The sequence below is a fragment of the Mesorhizobium sp. NZP2298 genome (genome assembly GCF_013170825.1).
Lineage (GTDB): Bacteria > Pseudomonadota > Alphaproteobacteria > Rhizobiales > Rhizobiaceae > Mesorhizobium.
Genome location: NZ_CP033365.1, coordinates 3,689,196 through 3,704,874 on the forward strand (window position 1 = coordinate 3,689,196; position 15,679 = coordinate 3,704,874).

A 15,679-nucleotide genomic window follows, 5' to 3' on the forward strand; every position below is an offset into this window, starting at 1 on the left:
CCGGTAACGGGTCGGTTTCCTCTTAATCGCCCGGGAATGGCCAGGGCAGATTTGGCTGGTGATTCTGCTTTGGGGAAGCAATGTCCACCCATGTGCGCCATCCGATCTGGCTCCCGGCCCTCAAGGCCGCGGATGCGCGCACCTTCGCCTCGCTCTACGCGGTGGAGTCCTTTGCCCGCGCCACGGTGTCGAGCGTCATCCCGATCCAGGCCTACGAGATCCTGCACAACGAGCAGATCGTCTCGATCCTCTACACCATCGTGGCGCTGCTCGGCCTGTCAGTGACCTTGTTCATGCCGATGCTGATCCGCCGCTTTGCTAGGCGCTGGGTCTACACGGCGGGCGCCTGCCTGCTTGCCATCGGCTCGCTGTTCTTCGTCACCCATACGCTTGCCGGGCAACTGGCCGGGATGTTGTGCCGGGTGATGGGCGCGAGCGCTTTGTCGATCACCCTCAATCTCTACATCATGGACCACATCCGCAAGACCGACTTCATGCAGGCCGAATCGCTGCGCATGGCGTGGTCGATGTTCGCCTGGACCGGCGGGCCGACGCTCGGCATCTTCCTCTATACACGCTTCGGCATCTACGCGGCGCATGGAGCGGTGGCGGTGTTCGCGCTGGCCTTGCTGGCGTTGTTCTGGACCTATCGGCTGGGCGACAACCAGTCGATCCGGCCCGGCAAGACCCGGCCGGCCAATCCGCTCGCCAATATCGGCCGCTTCATCGCGCAGCCCAGATTGAGGCTTGCCTGGCTGATCGCCTTTGGCCGCTCCTGCTTCTGGACGACGTTCTTCGTCTATGGGCCGCTGTTCATGGTGATCACCGGCCAGGGCGAGCTGGCCGGCGGCCTCTTGGTCTCCGCCGGCAATGCGCTGCTGTTCATGGCCATCTTCTGGGGCAAGGCCGGAAAACGCTTTGGCGGTCGCATGACCATGACCTTTGCCTATTTCGCCATGTCGGCAACGCTTATGGCGGCAGGCGCGGTGGGCGAGAGCGTGCCGCTGCTCACCGGCGCCTTCCTGTTGTGCGGCGCCTTCTTCACCATCGCGCTCGACGCCTTGGGTTCGACCGCCTTCATGCGTTCGGTACGATCTTATGAACGGCCGCAGATGGCTGCGGTCTACCGCACCTATCTCGATTTTTCCGAACTGACGCCGCCTCTGGTCTATTCAGTGGTGCTGGCTTTCTTCGGGCTGGGTTCGGTGTTCGTCACGCTCGGCCTGCTGGCGGCGGCGTGCGGCTTCGTGACCTGGCGCTATCTGCCGAAGTCACTGTGAGGATCACGGCGAAAGCGTTGCGTGGTGTTCGCGCACCCAGTTGTGGAAGCGGTGCAGTTCATATTCCTCGGGCATCAGCACGCCGGCGGCGTGCCGCATCGAGCGCAGGCCTCTCTGGTTGACCTCGCAGATCGCCGCATCCTCCTCCAGCACCTGTGTGCCGAAGGCGATGATGTTGTCGATGTCGGTCGCGGCCAGCGCTTCGGGCGCGAACAGCCATTCGGAGACAAGTTCCGTCTGTTCCGGCCCGAGCGGCACCAGCCGAACGGTCCTGACATAGTCGACATGGCCGACGATGAACATCGAGGGCAGGCTGGTGGCGTAGGTCTGGCCGGCGGCGCGTTCGGCTGGTGTCAATCCCGAGAAGACCGGCCCATGGGTCTTGCCGTCGCTCGACCAGGTTTCGGCGCCCGCCCGCAGACCACCGGAAAACTCCGGCGCGTCATTGTCGGCGTGGCGGGTCCATTCGGGGTCGTCATGCCGGCTCATCAGGCCGCGGCCATAGATCGGCACCAGCCGCGACAGGTCCTTGTGGACGCCCGGACAATGCAGGCACTCGTTGAAGTTCTCCCAAAAGATCTTCCAGTTGCAGTGCATCACCTTGCGCAGCACATGGCCTGCCACCAGCGTTTCCAGAGGCCAGTTGCCGAGATTGCCGGAGGCCGGGTCGAAGGATGCCTGCGCGGAGCCCGCCGCGTCCTCCTGCAAATTGATGAACACGAAGCCGCGCCATACCGAAAGTGCGACGCGATGGAGCGGATGGTCGGCCTTGTCGAAGCCGTCCGGCAATGATTTCGACGGCACGCGCACGAGGTCGCCGCGCAGCGAATAAGACCAGGCATGATAGGGGCAGGTGATCAGCCGCGCCTTCAGCCGGCCCTCGCTCTCCTGGCAAAGTTGGGAGCCGCGATGCCGGCACGTGTTGTGGAAGGCCCGTAACGCGCCGGTGTCGTCGCGCAGCACGATGATGTCCTGCGTGCCGATGCGGAATCGGCGAAAGGCCAGCGGTTGGGCCAGATCGGCCTCGCGGCAGACCAGCAGCCAGTTCTTGTACCAGATGGCATCGAGGTCCAGTTGATAGGCCGCTGCATCCCAATAGGCCGATGAGGGCAGGGTGGGTTCGGTTTGGGTCAGGCCGTTATAGGGATGGCGCTCGCTGGCAATTGGCTGCATGGCTGGCTTCCTGTGAAGAGGCCAGCCGACACCCGGCCAGCATAATTGTCAATTGTGGTGCCGATGACGGCGGATGTGGGCGGCATGGCGTAATCGCGCTGGTTACCGGCGGAATTTGGTTTGCCGGAGGCGATGATTCTGCCTATAGTCGCCGATGTCGTCGGTTCCATTTTGGAGCCAAGAGGGAATGCGGTGCGGGCTGACTTGTTGCCCAATGCCGTTGCTGCCCCCGCAACTGTATGCGGTAGTCCTCTCCATATGCCACTGAAGATTTGTCTTCGGGAAGGTGGGGAAGGGCGCTGATCCGTGAGCCAGGAGACCTGCCGGCGACAGGAAACTGACTTCGATGCCCTCGGGTGGAGGGTGAAAGGACAAGACATGACTACCGCTTCCGTCTCTCTCGGCGCCTCCGTTTCCTCGCAGTCGCGCTTCATGCAGCTGGCGCTCGCCGCGCTGCTCGGCACCTTCATCATCGGCTTCGTCGGCTTCTCGCATATCGATGCGGTCCACAATGCCGGTCATGACAACCGGCATTCGATGGCGTTTCCCTGCCACTGACGAGGATCTGACATCATGAATCTGTTTCGCAACGTCGTGTTCATCGCGGCGATCGCAGGGCTCGTGGCCGGCGTCGTTCTCGCCTGCATGCAGGCCTATGCCACCGTGCCGCTGATCCTCAAGGCGGAAGTCTACGAACAGGCCGAAGGCGGCCATAGCCATGACCATGCCACGGCGCCGGCTGATGCCGCCAGCGGCAACGCAATGAGTTCCGCCGCGCCAGCATCGAATGCCATGAGCGCTGCCACCCCGGCTCCGGCCGCAGCGGCTGTTCCGGCCGAGGACGAGGGCTGGGCGCCTGCCGACGGCTTCGAACGTTTTGCCTTCAACGTGGTGTCCAACGTCGTTACCGGCATCGGCTTCGCGCTGATCCTGGTCGCTGTTTCGGAATTCGCCGGAGGCATCGGCAATTGGCGCCAGGGCGTGTTCTGGGGCCTGGCCGGCTTTGCCGTTTTCACGCTGGCGCCCGGCCTCGGCCTGCCGCCGGAACTGCCGGCCATGCCGGCGGCCGACCTCACGCAGCGCCAGATCTGGTGGGTGGCAACGGTGGTCGCGACCGCCATCGGGCTTGGCCTGATCGCGTTCCGCAAGTCGTTGCCGCTTGCCATCCTTGCCGTGCTGCTGATCGTGGCGCCGCACATCGTCGGCGCGCCGCAGCCCGATAGCTTCGAGACACCGATCCCGGAAGGCCTGCACCACCAGTTCGTGGTGGCGGTGACGCTGACCAATCTGGTGTTCTGGCTGATGCTTGGCGCCGTCGTCGGCGTGGTGCGCGGACGCTTCACCGGCACCGCGACCAGCCTGCGCGACAGCTTTGCCTGATCGCGGCAAGCTGAGCTTCATCATTGGTGGTGCGCGCTCGGGAAAGAGCGCGCACGCCGAAACCCTGGCGACGGCGTTGCCCTCGCCATGGGCCTATATCGCCACCGCGCAAGCCTATGACGACGAGATGCGCGAGCGCATAGCGCTGCATCGGGCGCGGCGCGGCGCGGGCTGGACGACTATCGATGCGCCGCTCGACCTCGCCGGCGCGCTCGAGGCCTTGCCCGATAGCCACCCGGTGCTGGTCGACTGCCTGACGCTGTGGCTGACCAATCACTTGCTGGCAGACCATGACCTTGGGTTTGAGTGCCGGCGGCTGGCGGATGTGTTGTCGCGACCTCGCGGGCCGTGGTTCGTGGTATCCAACGAAGTCGGGCAAGGCATCGTGCCGGACAATGCGCTGTCGCGCCGCTTTCGTGATGAGGCCGGTCGACTCAACCAGCAGATCGCGGCGATCGCCGATACGGTGCTGCTGATGGTGGCGGGGCTGCCACTCAAGGTGAAATGAGATGACCGATATCGACGGCAAGACCACCGAAGACCGGGACGAAGAGCGCCACCGCGCCAAGATGGCCAAGCGCAAGGCGGTGCAGGACGCCGAGGTGGCGGCCAAGACGATCGAGAAGGGCCTGCTGATCGTCAACACCGGCCCGGGCAAGGGCAAGACGACAGCAGCGTTCGGTTTGGCGCTCCGCATGCTCGGCTATGGGAAGCGCGTCGGCGTCGTCCAGTTCATCAAGGGCAAGTGGCACACGGGCGAGAAGGATGCTTTCGCAACCTTCGGCGACCGCGTCGTCTGGCACGCGATGGGCGAGGGCTTCACCTGGGAGACGCAGGATCTGAAACGCGATATCGCCGCTGCCGAAGCCGCCTGGGCCAAGGCGCTGGAGTTGATGGCCGATCCGTCCATCAGCCTTGTCGTGCTCGACGAGCTCAATATCGCATTGCGCTACGACTATCTCGATCTCGACAAGGTGGTCGCAGCGCTGAAAGCGCGTCGCGAGGGACTGCATGTCGTCGTCACTGGCCGCAACGCCAAGCCGGCACTGGTCGAAGCGGCCGACCTGGTCACCGAAATGGCCGTGACCAAGCACCACTTTTCGGCAGGCGTGAAAGCCCAGCAGGGGATCGAGTTCTAGAACGCCAGAACCGCGACAACCGAGACCAAGCCGAACAGCGCGATCAGCAGATAGTCAGCGACGCGGTAGAGTTTCAGCGCCCGCCTGATGTCGCCGCTGTCGACGTCGCGGCGGCCGCCTTCACCCATGAAGACATCATCGACCAGCACGCCGCCATAGCTGCGCGGCCCGGCCAGTGCCAGACCGAGCGCGCCGGCCATGGCCGCTTCCGGCCAGCCGGCGTTGGGCGAGCGATGTTTTTTCGCGTCGCGCCACACCGCGTGCCAGGCGCTGCGGGGATCGGCGTCCCTGACCAGGAAAGCCGCCAGCACGATCAGCAGCGCCGTCAGCCGAGAGGCCGGCAGGTTGATCCAGTCGTCGAAGCGCGCCGCCGCCCAGCCGAAGGCCTCGTGGCGCGGGGTGCGGTGGCCGATCATCGAATCGGCGGTGTTGGCGGCCTTGTAGGCGGCGCCGCCGGCCAGCCCGCCGACACCGGTCCAGAAGGCGGGAGCGACGATCCCGTCGGAAAAATTCTCCGCCAGGCTTTCGATCGCCGCACGGCAGACGGCGGCGCGGTCGAGCGCTTCGGGATCACGGCCAACGATTCGCGAGACGGCGACACGGCCCATGGCCAGCCCGCCTGTATCGAGCGCGTCGGCGACGGATTCGACATGTTCGTAAAGGCTCTTCTGCGACAGAAGCGATGTCGCCAGAAGGGCGGCAACGATCAGTCCCAGGGGAACGAACCAGAGCAGGACAAGCTGTACGCAAAGGCCGATCGCCGCCGGCACCAGCACGATGACCAGAAGTGCCTGGACACCGCGTTGGCGACGTAGTGCGTCGGGATCAGTGGCGCGGTTGAGCCTGCGATCGAGAAAGGATATCAGCCTGCCGAACCACGTCACCGGATGGCCGATGGCGCGAAAGAGCCAATCCGGGTAACCGAGGGCGAATTCGACGGCCAATGACAGGAAAGCGATCAGGACTGACATGAAGCTTCTTGAAGGAGCGGTGGACCATGGTGGAAGTCTCGGCCGGGCGAGGGTGCTTTTCCCCAACGCCGTATTGCCTTTCGTCGACCTCTCTACCGGTATCAATCCGCACTCCTACCCGCTTTTCGACCTGCCCGCCACCTCGCTGTGGCGATTGCCGGAAGCCGGGCGAGCGCGTGAGCTGACAGAGATAGCGGCCAGAACCTACGGCGCGCCGTCGCCAGCCAACGTCGTCGCGGCGCCCGGCACGCAGATCCTGTTGCCGCGCGTGGCGTCGCGGGTCAGGCCTGGCAAGGCGTTGGTGCTGGGGCCGACCTATGCCGAACATGCGCGTGCCGCCGCGATCGCCGGTCACGAGGTGAGCGAAGTCAGCGATTTCGCGGCGCTGGCGCAGGCTGACCTTGCCGTCATCGTCAATCCCAACAATCCCGACGGTCGCGTGATCGAGCGCGACCGGCTGCTGGCGCTGGCCGCCGGGCTGCGTGCAAAAGGCGGGCTGCTGGTCGTCGACGAAGCGTTCATGGATGTCGGCCCGCGCCAGCACAGCCTCGCCGGTGACGTCGATCAAGGCGGCATCGTCGTGCTGCGCTCGTTCGGCAAGTTCTTCGGCCTGGCCGGCCTGCGGCTCGGCTTCGCGCTTTCGGATGCAGCGACGGTGGAATCTCTGGAATCGCAATTCGGGCCATGGGCTGTTGCCGGCCCGGCGCTGGAATACGGCATCCGCGCGCTTGCCGATATCGGTTGGCAGGAAACGATGCGGGGCTCCCTGGCGGACGCGGCGGCGCGGCTGGACACATTGTTCGATCGTTTCGGCGTGCCTGTCGTGGGCGGCACCACGTTGTTCCGCTATCTCAGCCTGCCGGATGCCGCTGGCCTGTTTTCAGCGCTTGGCGAGCGTGGCGTCCTGCTTCGGCATTTCTCCAGCCGGCCGCATGTCCTGCGCGCCGGCCTGCCGGGGAGTCAGGAGGAATGGCTGCGGCTCGAATCGGCCCTTGCCGGTTGGGCGACGCGGCACGAGGATCGATCAAAGGGTTCAACACCATGATCCATGTCTGTTCGTTGTCGAAGATCGAGGAGACGGTGGCCAGGGCCGGTGCCGACCGCATGCTGTCGCTGCTCTCCGTCGGAACGGATGTGACGCGTCCGGCATCGATATCGAGAGAAAATCATCTGCACCTGGTCATGCACGATATCGCGGTGGCTCAGGACGGCATGACCATGCCGGGCGAGGAGCATGTGCGCAACCTGCTCGATTTCGCGCGCCGCTGGGACCGGGCGAAGCCCATGGTCGTGCATTGCTATGCCGGCATCAGCCGCTCGACGGCTTCGGCCTACATCATCGCCGCCGCGCTCGCGCCGAAGCGCGACGAGGTCGAACTGGCTCGGACGCTGCGGACACTGTCGCCATCGGCGACACCCAATCCGCGCTTGATTGCGGTGGCCGACGCGCTGCTGGAGCGCGATGGCCGAATGATCGAGGCGATCCATTCGATCGGGCGCGGCGCCGACGCGTTTGAGGGCACGCCGTTCGAGCTGAAGATCGATATCTAAGCCGATTATTTCAGCCAATCGGCTAGCTTTGCCTTGCGCACATCCCTGAGCAGGCTGATGAACCCGTCGGCTTGATGTTCCGCTGTCAGCCGGCCTTTTTCCGATGTCGCGATGCTTGCATCGCCGACCACCCCGTTCGGGTTGAGATCGCCGGCGATCCAGGCAAAGGCGTGGGTGCCGGTATGGCGCAGCAGCGAGAATTCCTTCTCGGCCCCGGCGACGTTGGAAACGAAATTCTCGGCCTTGGCCATGTCGACGAGATCCGGCCGGAAATGCAGCATCAGCGAGGTCTCGACATCGCCGCCATGGATTCCGTGACGATCCTCGAGTTCGGTATACATGCCGGCCGGCCGGCCAAAACGCTGCCAGCTCGTCTTCACCGCCAGCATCCTTTCGCGCACCCGCAATTCGCGCGTGATGATGCCCATGATCTCTTCGTTGCCGCCATGCGAATTGACGAAGATGAGCTTGCGCACGCCGGCGCGTGCGATCGACACGCCAAGTTCGGTCCAGGCCTCGACCAGAGTCGTTGCGGGCAGGGTGAGCGTGCCCGGCGCGTGCAGATGCTCATTCGACTTGCCGACCGCCTGGACCGGCAGGATGCGGATGTCCAGATCGTCGGGCAGGCGGGCGATCACCGTGTCGAGCATGCCGTTCATGATCGAGGTATCGGTCGAGACAGGCAGATGCGGGCCATGCTGCTCGATCGCCGCCACCGGCAGGACGGCGATCGTCGCCTCCGGATCGATCGAGGCGTATTCTGTGGTCCGGTAGTCACCCCACCAGACTCGTCTTTTGGCTACGGTCATATCATGCCTCTTCAATGCTCAGGGCAGAGAGCAGTTCACCGTTTCACGGAAACGACGAACCGCTCTAACTCTTTGTTTTGACGCAATTCCCTAGGGAAAACCGTTTCACACTTTTCCTGGAGTTGCTCTAGCGCGGCATGGGCGGCCTGTCGATCACCCGGCAGCGATGGCTTCGACCTCGACCTTGAATTCGGGCCGGGCAAAGCCGGAAACGATCATAAGTGTCGAAGCCGGCGCCGGGCTTGAAAACAGCCGATCGCGGACATCCATATAGGGCCGCAGATGCGCGCGGTCGGTGACGTAGGCGTTGATGCGCACGATATCCCCGAGTCCCAGCCCGGCCTCTCCGAGGATCGCCTCGACGTTGCGGAAGCAGAGCTCGGCCTGGGCGCCGGCATCCTCGGGGATCTGGTCGTCCGCCGTGATGGCGACCTGGCCCGAGCACAGCACCAGCCGCTTGCCGGCGGGCACTTCGACGCCGTGGCTGTAGCGGGCAAAGGGAGGCTTGATCGACTTGGGGGTGAGGAATCTGAACATGGCAATCTCCTGGATGCCGTCAGCCTAAGGCCGTATTCACTACAGCTTCAAGATGGCCTGGGATGTCGCTGGTGCGATTGTGGACAGGCGTTCAAAAAATAGGCACGATGCCTCCGGTGCAGCACGACCTATCCGGCTTTCGCAGATGGCTGTGGTGCAAGCCGGCGGGTCCCGGCGCGAGACGCCGGTGGCATGTGTCTTGCTTCTTGAATCTTTGGTGTCGAGCCTGGCGCGAGGCGCGCCGGAGCAAACAAAGGGTGGTTGTCGATGTACGCAAAACAGAAGACCTCGGTGGCGGTGGTGGCCTTGCTTGCCGCCAGCACACTGGGGGCCGCGGCGAATGAAAAGGTGACCTTCGGCACCAACTGGCTGGCCGAGCCGGAACATGGTGGATATTACCAGGCCGTGGCGGACGGCACCTATGCCGCTTGCGGCCTCGACGTCACGATCATGCAGGGCGGCCCGCAGGTCAGCGGCCGGCCGATGCTGCTGGCCGGCAAGATCGATTTCTACATGGGAGGCAACCTGTTGTCGGCCTTCGATGCCGTCCAGCAAGGCATTCCGATGCGCGTCGTGGCCGCCGATTTCCAGAAGGACCCACAGGTCATCATGTCCCATCCCGGCGAGGGGCTCGACAAATGGGAAGACCTCAAGAACGCCGACCAATACATTCTGGGCGATGAAGGCGTGCAGACCTTCTTCCAGTGGATGGTCACGGCACTTGGCTTCGACGCCGCCAAGCGCGCACCCTACACCTACAACACCGCTCCTTTCCTCGCCAACAAGAAGTCGATCCAGCAGGGCTACGTCACGTCGGAGCCGTTCGCGGTCAAGAAGGAAGGCGGCTTCGTGCCCAACCAGTTCCTGCTCGCCGACTATGGCTGGGACACCTACTCGACGACGATCGAGGTCATGCAGGACACGATCGACAAGAAACCGGAAGTGGTCCAGTGCTTCGTCGATGGCTCGGCCAAGGGCTGGTACAAGTACCTCTACGGCGACAACAAGGCCGCCAACGACATGATCAAGAAAGACAATCCTGACATGACGGATGAGCAGATCGCCTTTTCGATCGAGCAGATGAAGAAGTTCGGGCTTGCCGATTCCGGCGATACCGAAAAGCTCGGCATCGGCGCCATGACCGATGCACGGATCAAGAGTTTCTACGACAAGATGGTCAAGGCCAAGGTCACGCCTGATGGCATCGACATCACCAAGGCCTACACGCTGGCCTTCGTCAACAAGGGTGTCGGGCTCGACCTGAAGAAATAGGCCAGCCTGGGCATGATAGGGGAAAAGGTGGCGCAAGCGCCGGCGTCGGACGTCGCTCCGGCCTTGCTGGCGCTGCGCGGCGTCGGCAAGGTGTTTTCCAACGGCGTGACGGCACTGAGCGCTGTCGACCTGACGATCCGGGAAGGCGATTTCCTTAGCCTGCTCGGGCCGTCCGGCTGCGGCAAGTCGACGGCGCTGCGGCTGATCGCCGGCCTGTCGACGCCGACCTCCGGCGTGCTCGACTGGCGCGGCGGTGGTTCGCTCGACCGCGCCAATATCGGCTTCGTCTTCCAGGAACCGACGCTGCTGCCCTGGGCCAGCGTCTTCGACAATGTCTGGCTGCCGCTCAGGCTGAAAGGCATTTCCCGCGCCAAGGCTGCCCCGGCGATAAATGAGATGCTGGCGCGGGTCCACCTGACCGGCTTCGAGCACGCCGTGCCGCGCGAACTGTCGGGCGGCATGAAGATGCGTGTGTCCATCGCGCGGGCCATGGTAACCAAGCCGCGCGTGCTTTTGATGGACGAACCGTTCGCGGCACTGGACGAGATCACCCGCTTCAAGCTCAACAACGATCTGCTGGAGCTTTGGCAGGACGAACGCTTCACCGTCGTCTTCGTCACCCACAGCGTCTTTGAGAGCGTGTTCCTTTCCAACCGCGTCGTCGTCATGGCGGCGCGGCCGGGCAGGGTGTTCGACGAGCTCGCCATCGAGGCTTCCTATCCGCGCGACGAGGCGTTTCGGACCTCGCCGGACTACGCGGCACTGTGCCGGCAAGCCTCGGACGTGCTGGTCAATGCCATCAATTCAACAGCAGGCGCGCATCATGACGGTCATTGACGAAGGGGTGCTCAAACTCGACCCCGAGGAAGCGCGCCGCGTGCGCCAGGAGCGGCTCGAGCGGGTCGGCCGTTGGGTGCTGCCGCTGGCGATCATGATCCTGGCGATCTGGCTGTGGGACCGCATCTGCGTCTGGAACGAGATCCCGCAATATATCCTGCCGCGCCCCGGCGTGGTGCTGCAGACGCTCTACAACGATGCCGGCCTGCTGTTCTCCTCGCTGCTGGTCACCTTGCGTATCACCTTTCTCAGCCTGGCCCTGGCCGTCATCGGCGGCGTTGGCCTTTCGGTGCTGTTCGCGCAGTCGAAATGGGTGGAGATGTCGTTCTTCCCCTTCGCCATCGTGCTGCAGGTGACGCCGATCGTGGCGATCTTTCCGCTGATCAATATCTATGTGAACAACCAGACGACCAAGCTCCTGCTCTGCGCCTGGATCGTCGCCTTCTTCCCGATCCTGTCCAACACCACGCTTGGCCTCAACTCCGTCGACCGCAATCTGCGCGACCTGTTCAAGCTCAACGGCGCGACGCGCTGGCAGCAATTGCGATATCTGCGGCTGCCGGCGGCAATGCCTTATTTCCTCGGGGGCTTGAAGATCGCCGGCGGCCTATCGCTGATCGGCGCCGTGGTGGCCGAGTTCGTCGCCGGCGCCACCGGCCAGTCGTCGGGACTTGCCTCGCGCATCATCGAGGCCGGCTACCGGCTGAACGCGCCGAGGCTGTTCGCGGCGCTGTTCCTGATCTCGCTGACCGGCATCCTGATCTTCCTCGTGCTGTCGCTGATTTCGCATCTCATTCTGCGGCGCTGGCACGAAAGCGCGCTGAAACAGGAGCGGTAGGTCCTTGATTCCGAACACAGGTTCATACCATCTCGCCAACGCTCGCGTTCATGCGTCGCTGACGCCCGGACTTGCCGCGGCCTTTGACGGCGATGGCTTTGCGCTCGCCGATATTTCTGTCGCCGACGACAAGATTTCCAGCATCACCGCGCATGGCCGACCGAAGGCGCCCGCCGATGCTATCGACCTTCACGGCCGCATCATCTTGCCCTGTTTCGTCGACTGCCATACGCATATCGACAAGGGCCATATCTGGCCGCGAAAACCCAATCCCGACGGCACTTTCATGGGAGCGTTGAACGCCACCGGCGCCGACCGCGTCGCGCGCTGGAGCGCGCAGGACGTGGCGCGGCGCATGGATTTTTCACTGCGCTCGGCCTACGCGCATGGCACCAGGGCGCTGCGCACCCATCTCGACAGTGTCGCGCCGCAGGAGGAAATCTCCTGGCCGGTGTTCGAGACGATGCGCGAGACATGGCGCGGCCGCATCGAGCTGCAGGGCGCCTGCCTTCTCGGCATCGAGGGCGTGCGCGACAAGACATGGTTCGACAGGCTGGCAAAGCGGGTGGCTGCCGCCAAGGGCGTACTCGGCGTCGTCACCTATATGGTGCCGGACCTGGAAGAGCTGCTCGACCATGTCTTCGCGCAGGCGATCAAGCATGGGCTCGATCTCGATTTCCATGCCGACGAGACCGACGACATTGCTGCCATCTCGCTGAAGAAGATCGCCGAGGCAGCGCTTTGGAGCGGCTTCGAGGGCAATATCCTCGTCGGCCATTGCTGCTCGCTGGCACGGCAGCCCGATCTCGAGGTTCTGGACACGCTGGACAAGGTGGCGAAGGCCGGGTTGGCGATCGTTTCTCTGCCGATGTGCAATCTCTATCTGCAGGACCGGCGTGTCGACGCCACCACGCCGCGCTGGCGCGGCGTCACGCTGCTGCATGAGATGAAGGCGAGGGGCATTCCGGTGGCAGTTGCTTCCGACAATACACGCGATCCCTTCTATGCCTATGGCGACCTCGACGTGCTGGAGGTCTATCGCATGGCGACGCGCATCCTGCATTTCGACCATCCGGTCGCCGACTGGCCGCAAGCGGTCACCGCGACGCCGGCCAAGGTGATGCGGCTTGATGGCTTCGGCACGCTTGCCGCCGGCGGCGGTGCCGATTTCATTCTGTTCAAAGGTCGAAGCTGGACGGAATTGCTGTCGCGGCCCGAATCGGATCGCATCGTCGTGCGCGCCGGACGCGCGATCGACCGGCAATTGCCCGACTATGCCGAGCTCGACGAACTGATGGTGGAATGATGGACGTCTCGGCGCTCAAACGCGATCTCGACGGGATAAAGCTCGACGACAATCCGGCCATCGTCCAGCAGAAGAGCCGCGACTTCTACTGGTACAGCCCGGTGCTGAAGCGGCAGCTCGACCATGTCACCGGCGACCTGGTCGTGACGCCGAAAACCGAGGCCGAACTGATCCGCGTGCTGGCCGCCTGTCATCGGCATGGCGTACCGGTGACGCCGCGCGGCAGCGGCACGGGCAATTATGGGCAGGCAATGCCGCTGTCGGGCGGTGTCGTGCTCAACCTCGCCGAGATGAACGAGATCAAGTCGATCGCGCCGGGGCGCGTGGTGACCGGGCCGGGCGCGGTGCTGGCGGATATCGACAAGGCGACGCGGGCGCATTCCGGCCAGGAACTCAGGCTCTCGCCCTCGACCTACAACACGGCCTCGATCGGCGGCTTCATCGCCGGCGGTTCGGGCGGCGTCGGCTCGATCAATTTCGGCGGGTTGCGCGATTTCGGCAATGTGCTTCGCCTGCGCGTGGTGACGATGGAGGCCGAACCAAAAGCGCTCGAACTCACCGGCGAGGATTTGCACAAGGTGACCCACGCCTACGGTACGAACGGCATCATCACCGAAGTCGAGATGCCGCTGACCGCGGCCTATGACTGGGTCGATGTCATTGTCGGCTTCGATGCCTTCATGGGCGCGGCGCGCTACGGCAATGCGCTCGCTTGCCAGGACGGCATCCTGACCAAGCTTATCACCCCGATCGCCGCACCCGTGCCGCAGCTTTATTTCAAGCGGCATCAGAAGTTTTTCAGGGAAGGGCAAAGCATCTGCGTCGTCCTGGTGGCGCAGCATGGGCTGGATGCCTTCCTTGCCTTCACCCGGCGCGCCGGCGGCGAGGTTATCTTCAACGCGGCCACAGCGACGCCGGAGGAGAAAAAGGGCCTGCCGCCGGCCTACGAGCTGGCCTGGAACCACACCACGCTCAGGGCACTGCGTGTCGACCCCGACATCACCTATCTGCAATCGCTCTATCCCTTTCCCAACCAGCTGGCGCTGGTCGAGAAAATGGATGCAATGTTCCCCGGCGAAGTGTTCTCGCATCTCGAATTCGTGCGGCTCGACGGCAACATCACCTGTTTCGGCCTGCCATTGGTGAAGTTCACCACCGAGGCGCGGCTCGACGAGATCGTGCGGCTGCATGAGGAGAATGGCTGCCCGATCTTCAACCCGCACCGCTATACGCTGGAAGAGGGCGGCATGAAGCAGACGGATGCCTTGCAGCTCGCCTTCAAGCGCGAGACGGACCCGCAAGGCCTTCTTAACCCCGGCAAGATGATCGCCTGGGAAAATCCGGACTACGACTACCGCTCCGGGCGGACTTTTTTGTTCAAGGGGCTGCAAAAGGCAGGCTGATGAACATCCTCGTCCTCTACGCCCATCCGGTCGAGACCAGCTTCAATGCCGGCCTGCACCAGTTGGTCGTCGAGCGGCTGATGGCGGCGGGCCATACGATCGATGATTGCGACCTCTACGCCGAGAATTTCGATCCAAGGCTGACGCGCCAGGAGAGGCTGGACTATCATGACCAGCGCGGCTCCGCAGACCCCGCGGCGCCCTATGTCGAACGTCTGCTGCGGGCCGATGCGCTGGTGCTTTCCTATCCTGTTTGGAACTACGGATTTCCGGCGATCCTGAAGGGCTTCTTCGATCGCGTGTTCCTGCCTGGCGTGTCGTTCAAGCTGGTCGACGGCAAGGTGCAGCCGTCCCTGCACAACATCAGGAAGGTCGCGGCCGTCACCACCTATGGCGGCAGCCGGTTTCGCGCCATGCTGATGGGCGATCCGCCACGCAGGCTGATCAAGCGCATGCTGCGCGCGACGGTAAAGCCAGGCGCGCCGGTCACCTACCTCGCGCACTACGCAATGAACCTGTCGACCGACGAAACACGGAAGTCCTTCATGACGAAGGTTGCGGCGAGCATGGATGCGTTCTGATGCGGGTCCTCGTGGTCTACTGCCATCCGGTGCCGGAGAGTTTTTGCGCAGCGGTCCGCGACACCGCTCTCGATGTGCTGAAGGCAAGAGGCTGGGAGGTGCGGCTGCTCGATCTCTATGCCGAGAAATTCGATCCGGTGATGGGTTGTGACGAGCGGCGCACCTACAATGACCAGGCGCCGCGCGATCCCGCGCTGAAGCCGCATTTCGAACTGCTCGCCTGGGCTGAAGCGATCCTGTTCGTCTATCCGACCTGGTGGTACGGGTTACCGGCGATGCTGAAGGGCTGGCTTGACCGGGTGTGGGCGACCGATGTCGCCTTCAAGCTGCCGGCGGGCAAGGGGCGGATCACATCGCTGATGAGGCATGTCACCAAGGTCGGCGTCATCACCACCTGCGGCGCGCCGACCTGGTGGAGCGTCGTCGTTGGACAGCCCGGACGCAAGACCTTGCTGCGCGGCATGCGGGCACTGTGCGCGACGCGCTGCAAGACGTTTTTCCTGGCGCATTATTTGATGGATGCCTCGACGCCGGCAACGAGATCGGCGTTTCTAGCAAAGGTGCGGGCGAAGCTGGAGCGGTTTTAGAAGCAGCTTCCTTCG

18 protein-coding genes and 1 riboswitch are annotated in these 15,679 nt (G+C 63.8%); of the genes, 14 read left to right on the forward strand and 4 right to left on the reverse strand.

The window, feature by feature from the left end; genetic code table 11:
* Positions 1-80 precede the first annotated feature (80 nt).
* Positions 81-1,280: an MFS transporter gene (locus tag EB231_RS17845; RefSeq protein WP_172350028.1), complete on the forward strand. Its 1,200-nt coding sequence runs from the start codon at positions 81-83 to the stop codon at positions 1,278-1,280.
* Positions 1,281-1,283: 3 nt separating this feature from the next.
* On the opposite strand, the gene EB231_RS17850 is transcribed toward EB231_RS17845, so the two are convergent.
* Positions 1,284-2,453, reverse strand: coding sequence for an aromatic ring-hydroxylating oxygenase subunit alpha (locus EB231_RS17850; RefSeq protein WP_172350029.1), 1,170 nt, complete (start codon positions 2,451-2,453; stop codon positions 1,284-1,286).
* A gap of 144 nt (positions 2,454-2,597) precedes the next feature.
* A riboswitch (cobalamin riboswitch) is annotated at positions 2,598-2,795 on the forward strand.
* Between the two features lie 36 nt (positions 2,796-2,831).
* On the opposite strand from EB231_RS17850, the gene EB231_RS17855 reads away from it, so the two are divergent.
* Genes EB231_RS17855 through cobO form a run of 4 tightly spaced genes read left to right on the forward strand, consistent with a single transcriptional unit; the run spans position 2,832 to position 4,972 of the window.
* Positions 2,832-3,011 (forward strand): CbtB domain-containing protein, encoded by a 180-nt coding sequence (locus EB231_RS17855; RefSeq protein ID WP_027029535.1) that lies wholly within the window; start codon positions 2,832-2,834, stop codon positions 3,009-3,011.
* A 15-nt stretch (positions 3,012-3,026) separates the two neighbouring features.
* Entirely contained in the window at positions 3,027-3,833 is an 807-nt protein-coding gene (locus EB231_RS17860) for a CbtA family protein (RefSeq protein WP_172350030.1), read from the forward strand.
* Positions 3,826-4,341: a bifunctional adenosylcobinamide kinase/adenosylcobinamide-phosphate guanylyltransferase gene (gene cobU / locus EB231_RS17865; protein WP_172350031.1), complete on the forward strand. Its 516-nt coding sequence runs from the start codon at positions 3,826-3,828 to the stop codon at positions 4,339-4,341. The genes EB231_RS17860 and cobU overlap by 8 nt, the downstream gene beginning before the upstream one ends.
* 1 nt (position 4,342) lies before the next feature.
* A complete protein-coding gene (cobO, locus tag EB231_RS17870) occupies positions 4,343-4,972 on the forward strand; it encodes a cob(I)yrinic acid a,c-diamide adenosyltransferase (RefSeq protein WP_172350032.1) in 630 nt (209 codons plus the stop codon).
* Here the strand turns inward: cobO and cbiB are convergent.
* Positions 4,969-5,943, reverse strand: coding sequence for an adenosylcobinamide-phosphate synthase CbiB (gene cbiB, locus EB231_RS17875; protein ID WP_172350033.1), 975 nt, complete (start codon positions 5,941-5,943; stop codon positions 4,969-4,971). The two genes, cobO and cbiB, sit on opposite strands and share 4 nt — an antisense overlap.
* Here cbiB and cobD point away from each other — a divergent pair.
* Both cobD and EB231_RS17885 read left to right on the forward strand, forming a co-directional pair.
* On the forward strand, positions 5,942-6,988 hold the full coding sequence (gene cobD, locus EB231_RS17880) for a threonine-phosphate decarboxylase CobD (RefSeq protein WP_172350034.1): 1,047 nt from the start codon (positions 5,942-5,944) through the stop codon (positions 6,986-6,988). The two genes, cbiB and cobD, sit on opposite strands and share 2 nt — an antisense overlap.
* Entirely contained in the window at positions 6,985-7,494 is a 510-nt protein-coding gene (locus EB231_RS17885) for a tyrosine phosphatase family protein (protein WP_172350035.1), read from the forward strand. Before cobD ends, EB231_RS17885 begins: the two co-directional genes overlap by 4 nt.
* Before the next feature lie 5 nt (positions 7,495-7,499).
* Here EB231_RS17885 and EB231_RS17890 read toward each other — a convergent pair whose 3' ends face one another.
* Both EB231_RS17890 and EB231_RS17895 read right to left on the reverse strand, forming a co-directional pair.
* On the reverse strand, positions 7,500-8,303 hold the full coding sequence (locus EB231_RS17890; RefSeq protein WP_172350036.1) for a creatininase family protein: 804 nt from the start codon (positions 8,301-8,303) through the stop codon (positions 7,500-7,502).
* 153 nt (positions 8,304-8,456) lie between these two features.
* The gene (locus EB231_RS17895; protein WP_172350037.1) at positions 8,457-8,840 is read right to left on the reverse strand and encodes a RidA family protein; all 384 of its coding nucleotides are present in this window, start codon (positions 8,838-8,840) and stop codon (positions 8,457-8,459) included.
* A 267-nt stretch (positions 8,841-9,107) separates the two neighbouring features.
* On the opposite strand from EB231_RS17895, the gene EB231_RS17900 reads away from it, so the two are divergent.
* From EB231_RS17900 to EB231_RS17930, 7 genes are read left to right on the forward strand one after another with little or no spacing between them, the layout of a single operon-like run.
* Positions 9,108-10,112, forward strand: a complete 1,005-nt coding sequence (locus EB231_RS17900; RefSeq protein ID WP_172350038.1) for an ABC transporter substrate-binding protein — start codon at positions 9,108-9,110, stop codon at positions 10,110-10,112.
* A gap of 12 nt (positions 10,113-10,124) precedes the next feature.
* Positions 10,125-10,949, forward strand: a complete 825-nt coding sequence (locus EB231_RS17905; protein WP_172350039.1) for an ABC transporter ATP-binding protein — start codon at positions 10,125-10,127, stop codon at positions 10,947-10,949.
* On the forward strand, positions 10,936-11,787 hold the full coding sequence (locus EB231_RS17910; protein ID WP_172350040.1) for an ABC transporter permease: 852 nt from the start codon (positions 10,936-10,938) through the stop codon (positions 11,785-11,787). The genes EB231_RS17905 and EB231_RS17910 overlap by 14 nt, the downstream gene beginning before the upstream one ends.
* Positions 11,788-11,791: 4 nt before the next feature.
* The gene (locus tag EB231_RS17915) at positions 11,792-13,093 is read left to right on the forward strand and encodes a cytosine deaminase (protein WP_172350041.1); all 1,302 of its coding nucleotides are present in this window, start codon (positions 11,792-11,794) and stop codon (positions 13,091-13,093) included.
* Positions 13,093-14,496 carry an FAD-binding oxidoreductase gene (locus EB231_RS17920; protein WP_172352948.1) on the forward strand — a complete coding sequence of 468 codons (1,404 nt, stop codon included), beginning with the start codon at positions 13,093-13,095 and terminating at the stop codon, positions 14,494-14,496. The genes EB231_RS17915 and EB231_RS17920 overlap by 1 nt, the downstream gene beginning before the upstream one ends.
* Positions 14,496-15,077 (forward strand): NAD(P)H-dependent oxidoreductase, encoded by a 582-nt coding sequence (locus EB231_RS17925; protein WP_172350042.1) that lies wholly within the window; start codon positions 14,496-14,498, stop codon positions 15,075-15,077. The genes EB231_RS17920 and EB231_RS17925 overlap by 1 nt, the downstream gene beginning before the upstream one ends.
* Positions 15,077-15,664, forward strand: coding sequence for an NAD(P)H-dependent oxidoreductase (locus EB231_RS17930; protein WP_172350043.1), 588 nt, complete (start codon positions 15,077-15,079; stop codon positions 15,662-15,664). The genes EB231_RS17925 and EB231_RS17930 overlap by 1 nt, the downstream gene beginning before the upstream one ends.
* Positions 15,665-15,679: the final 15 nt, after the last annotated feature.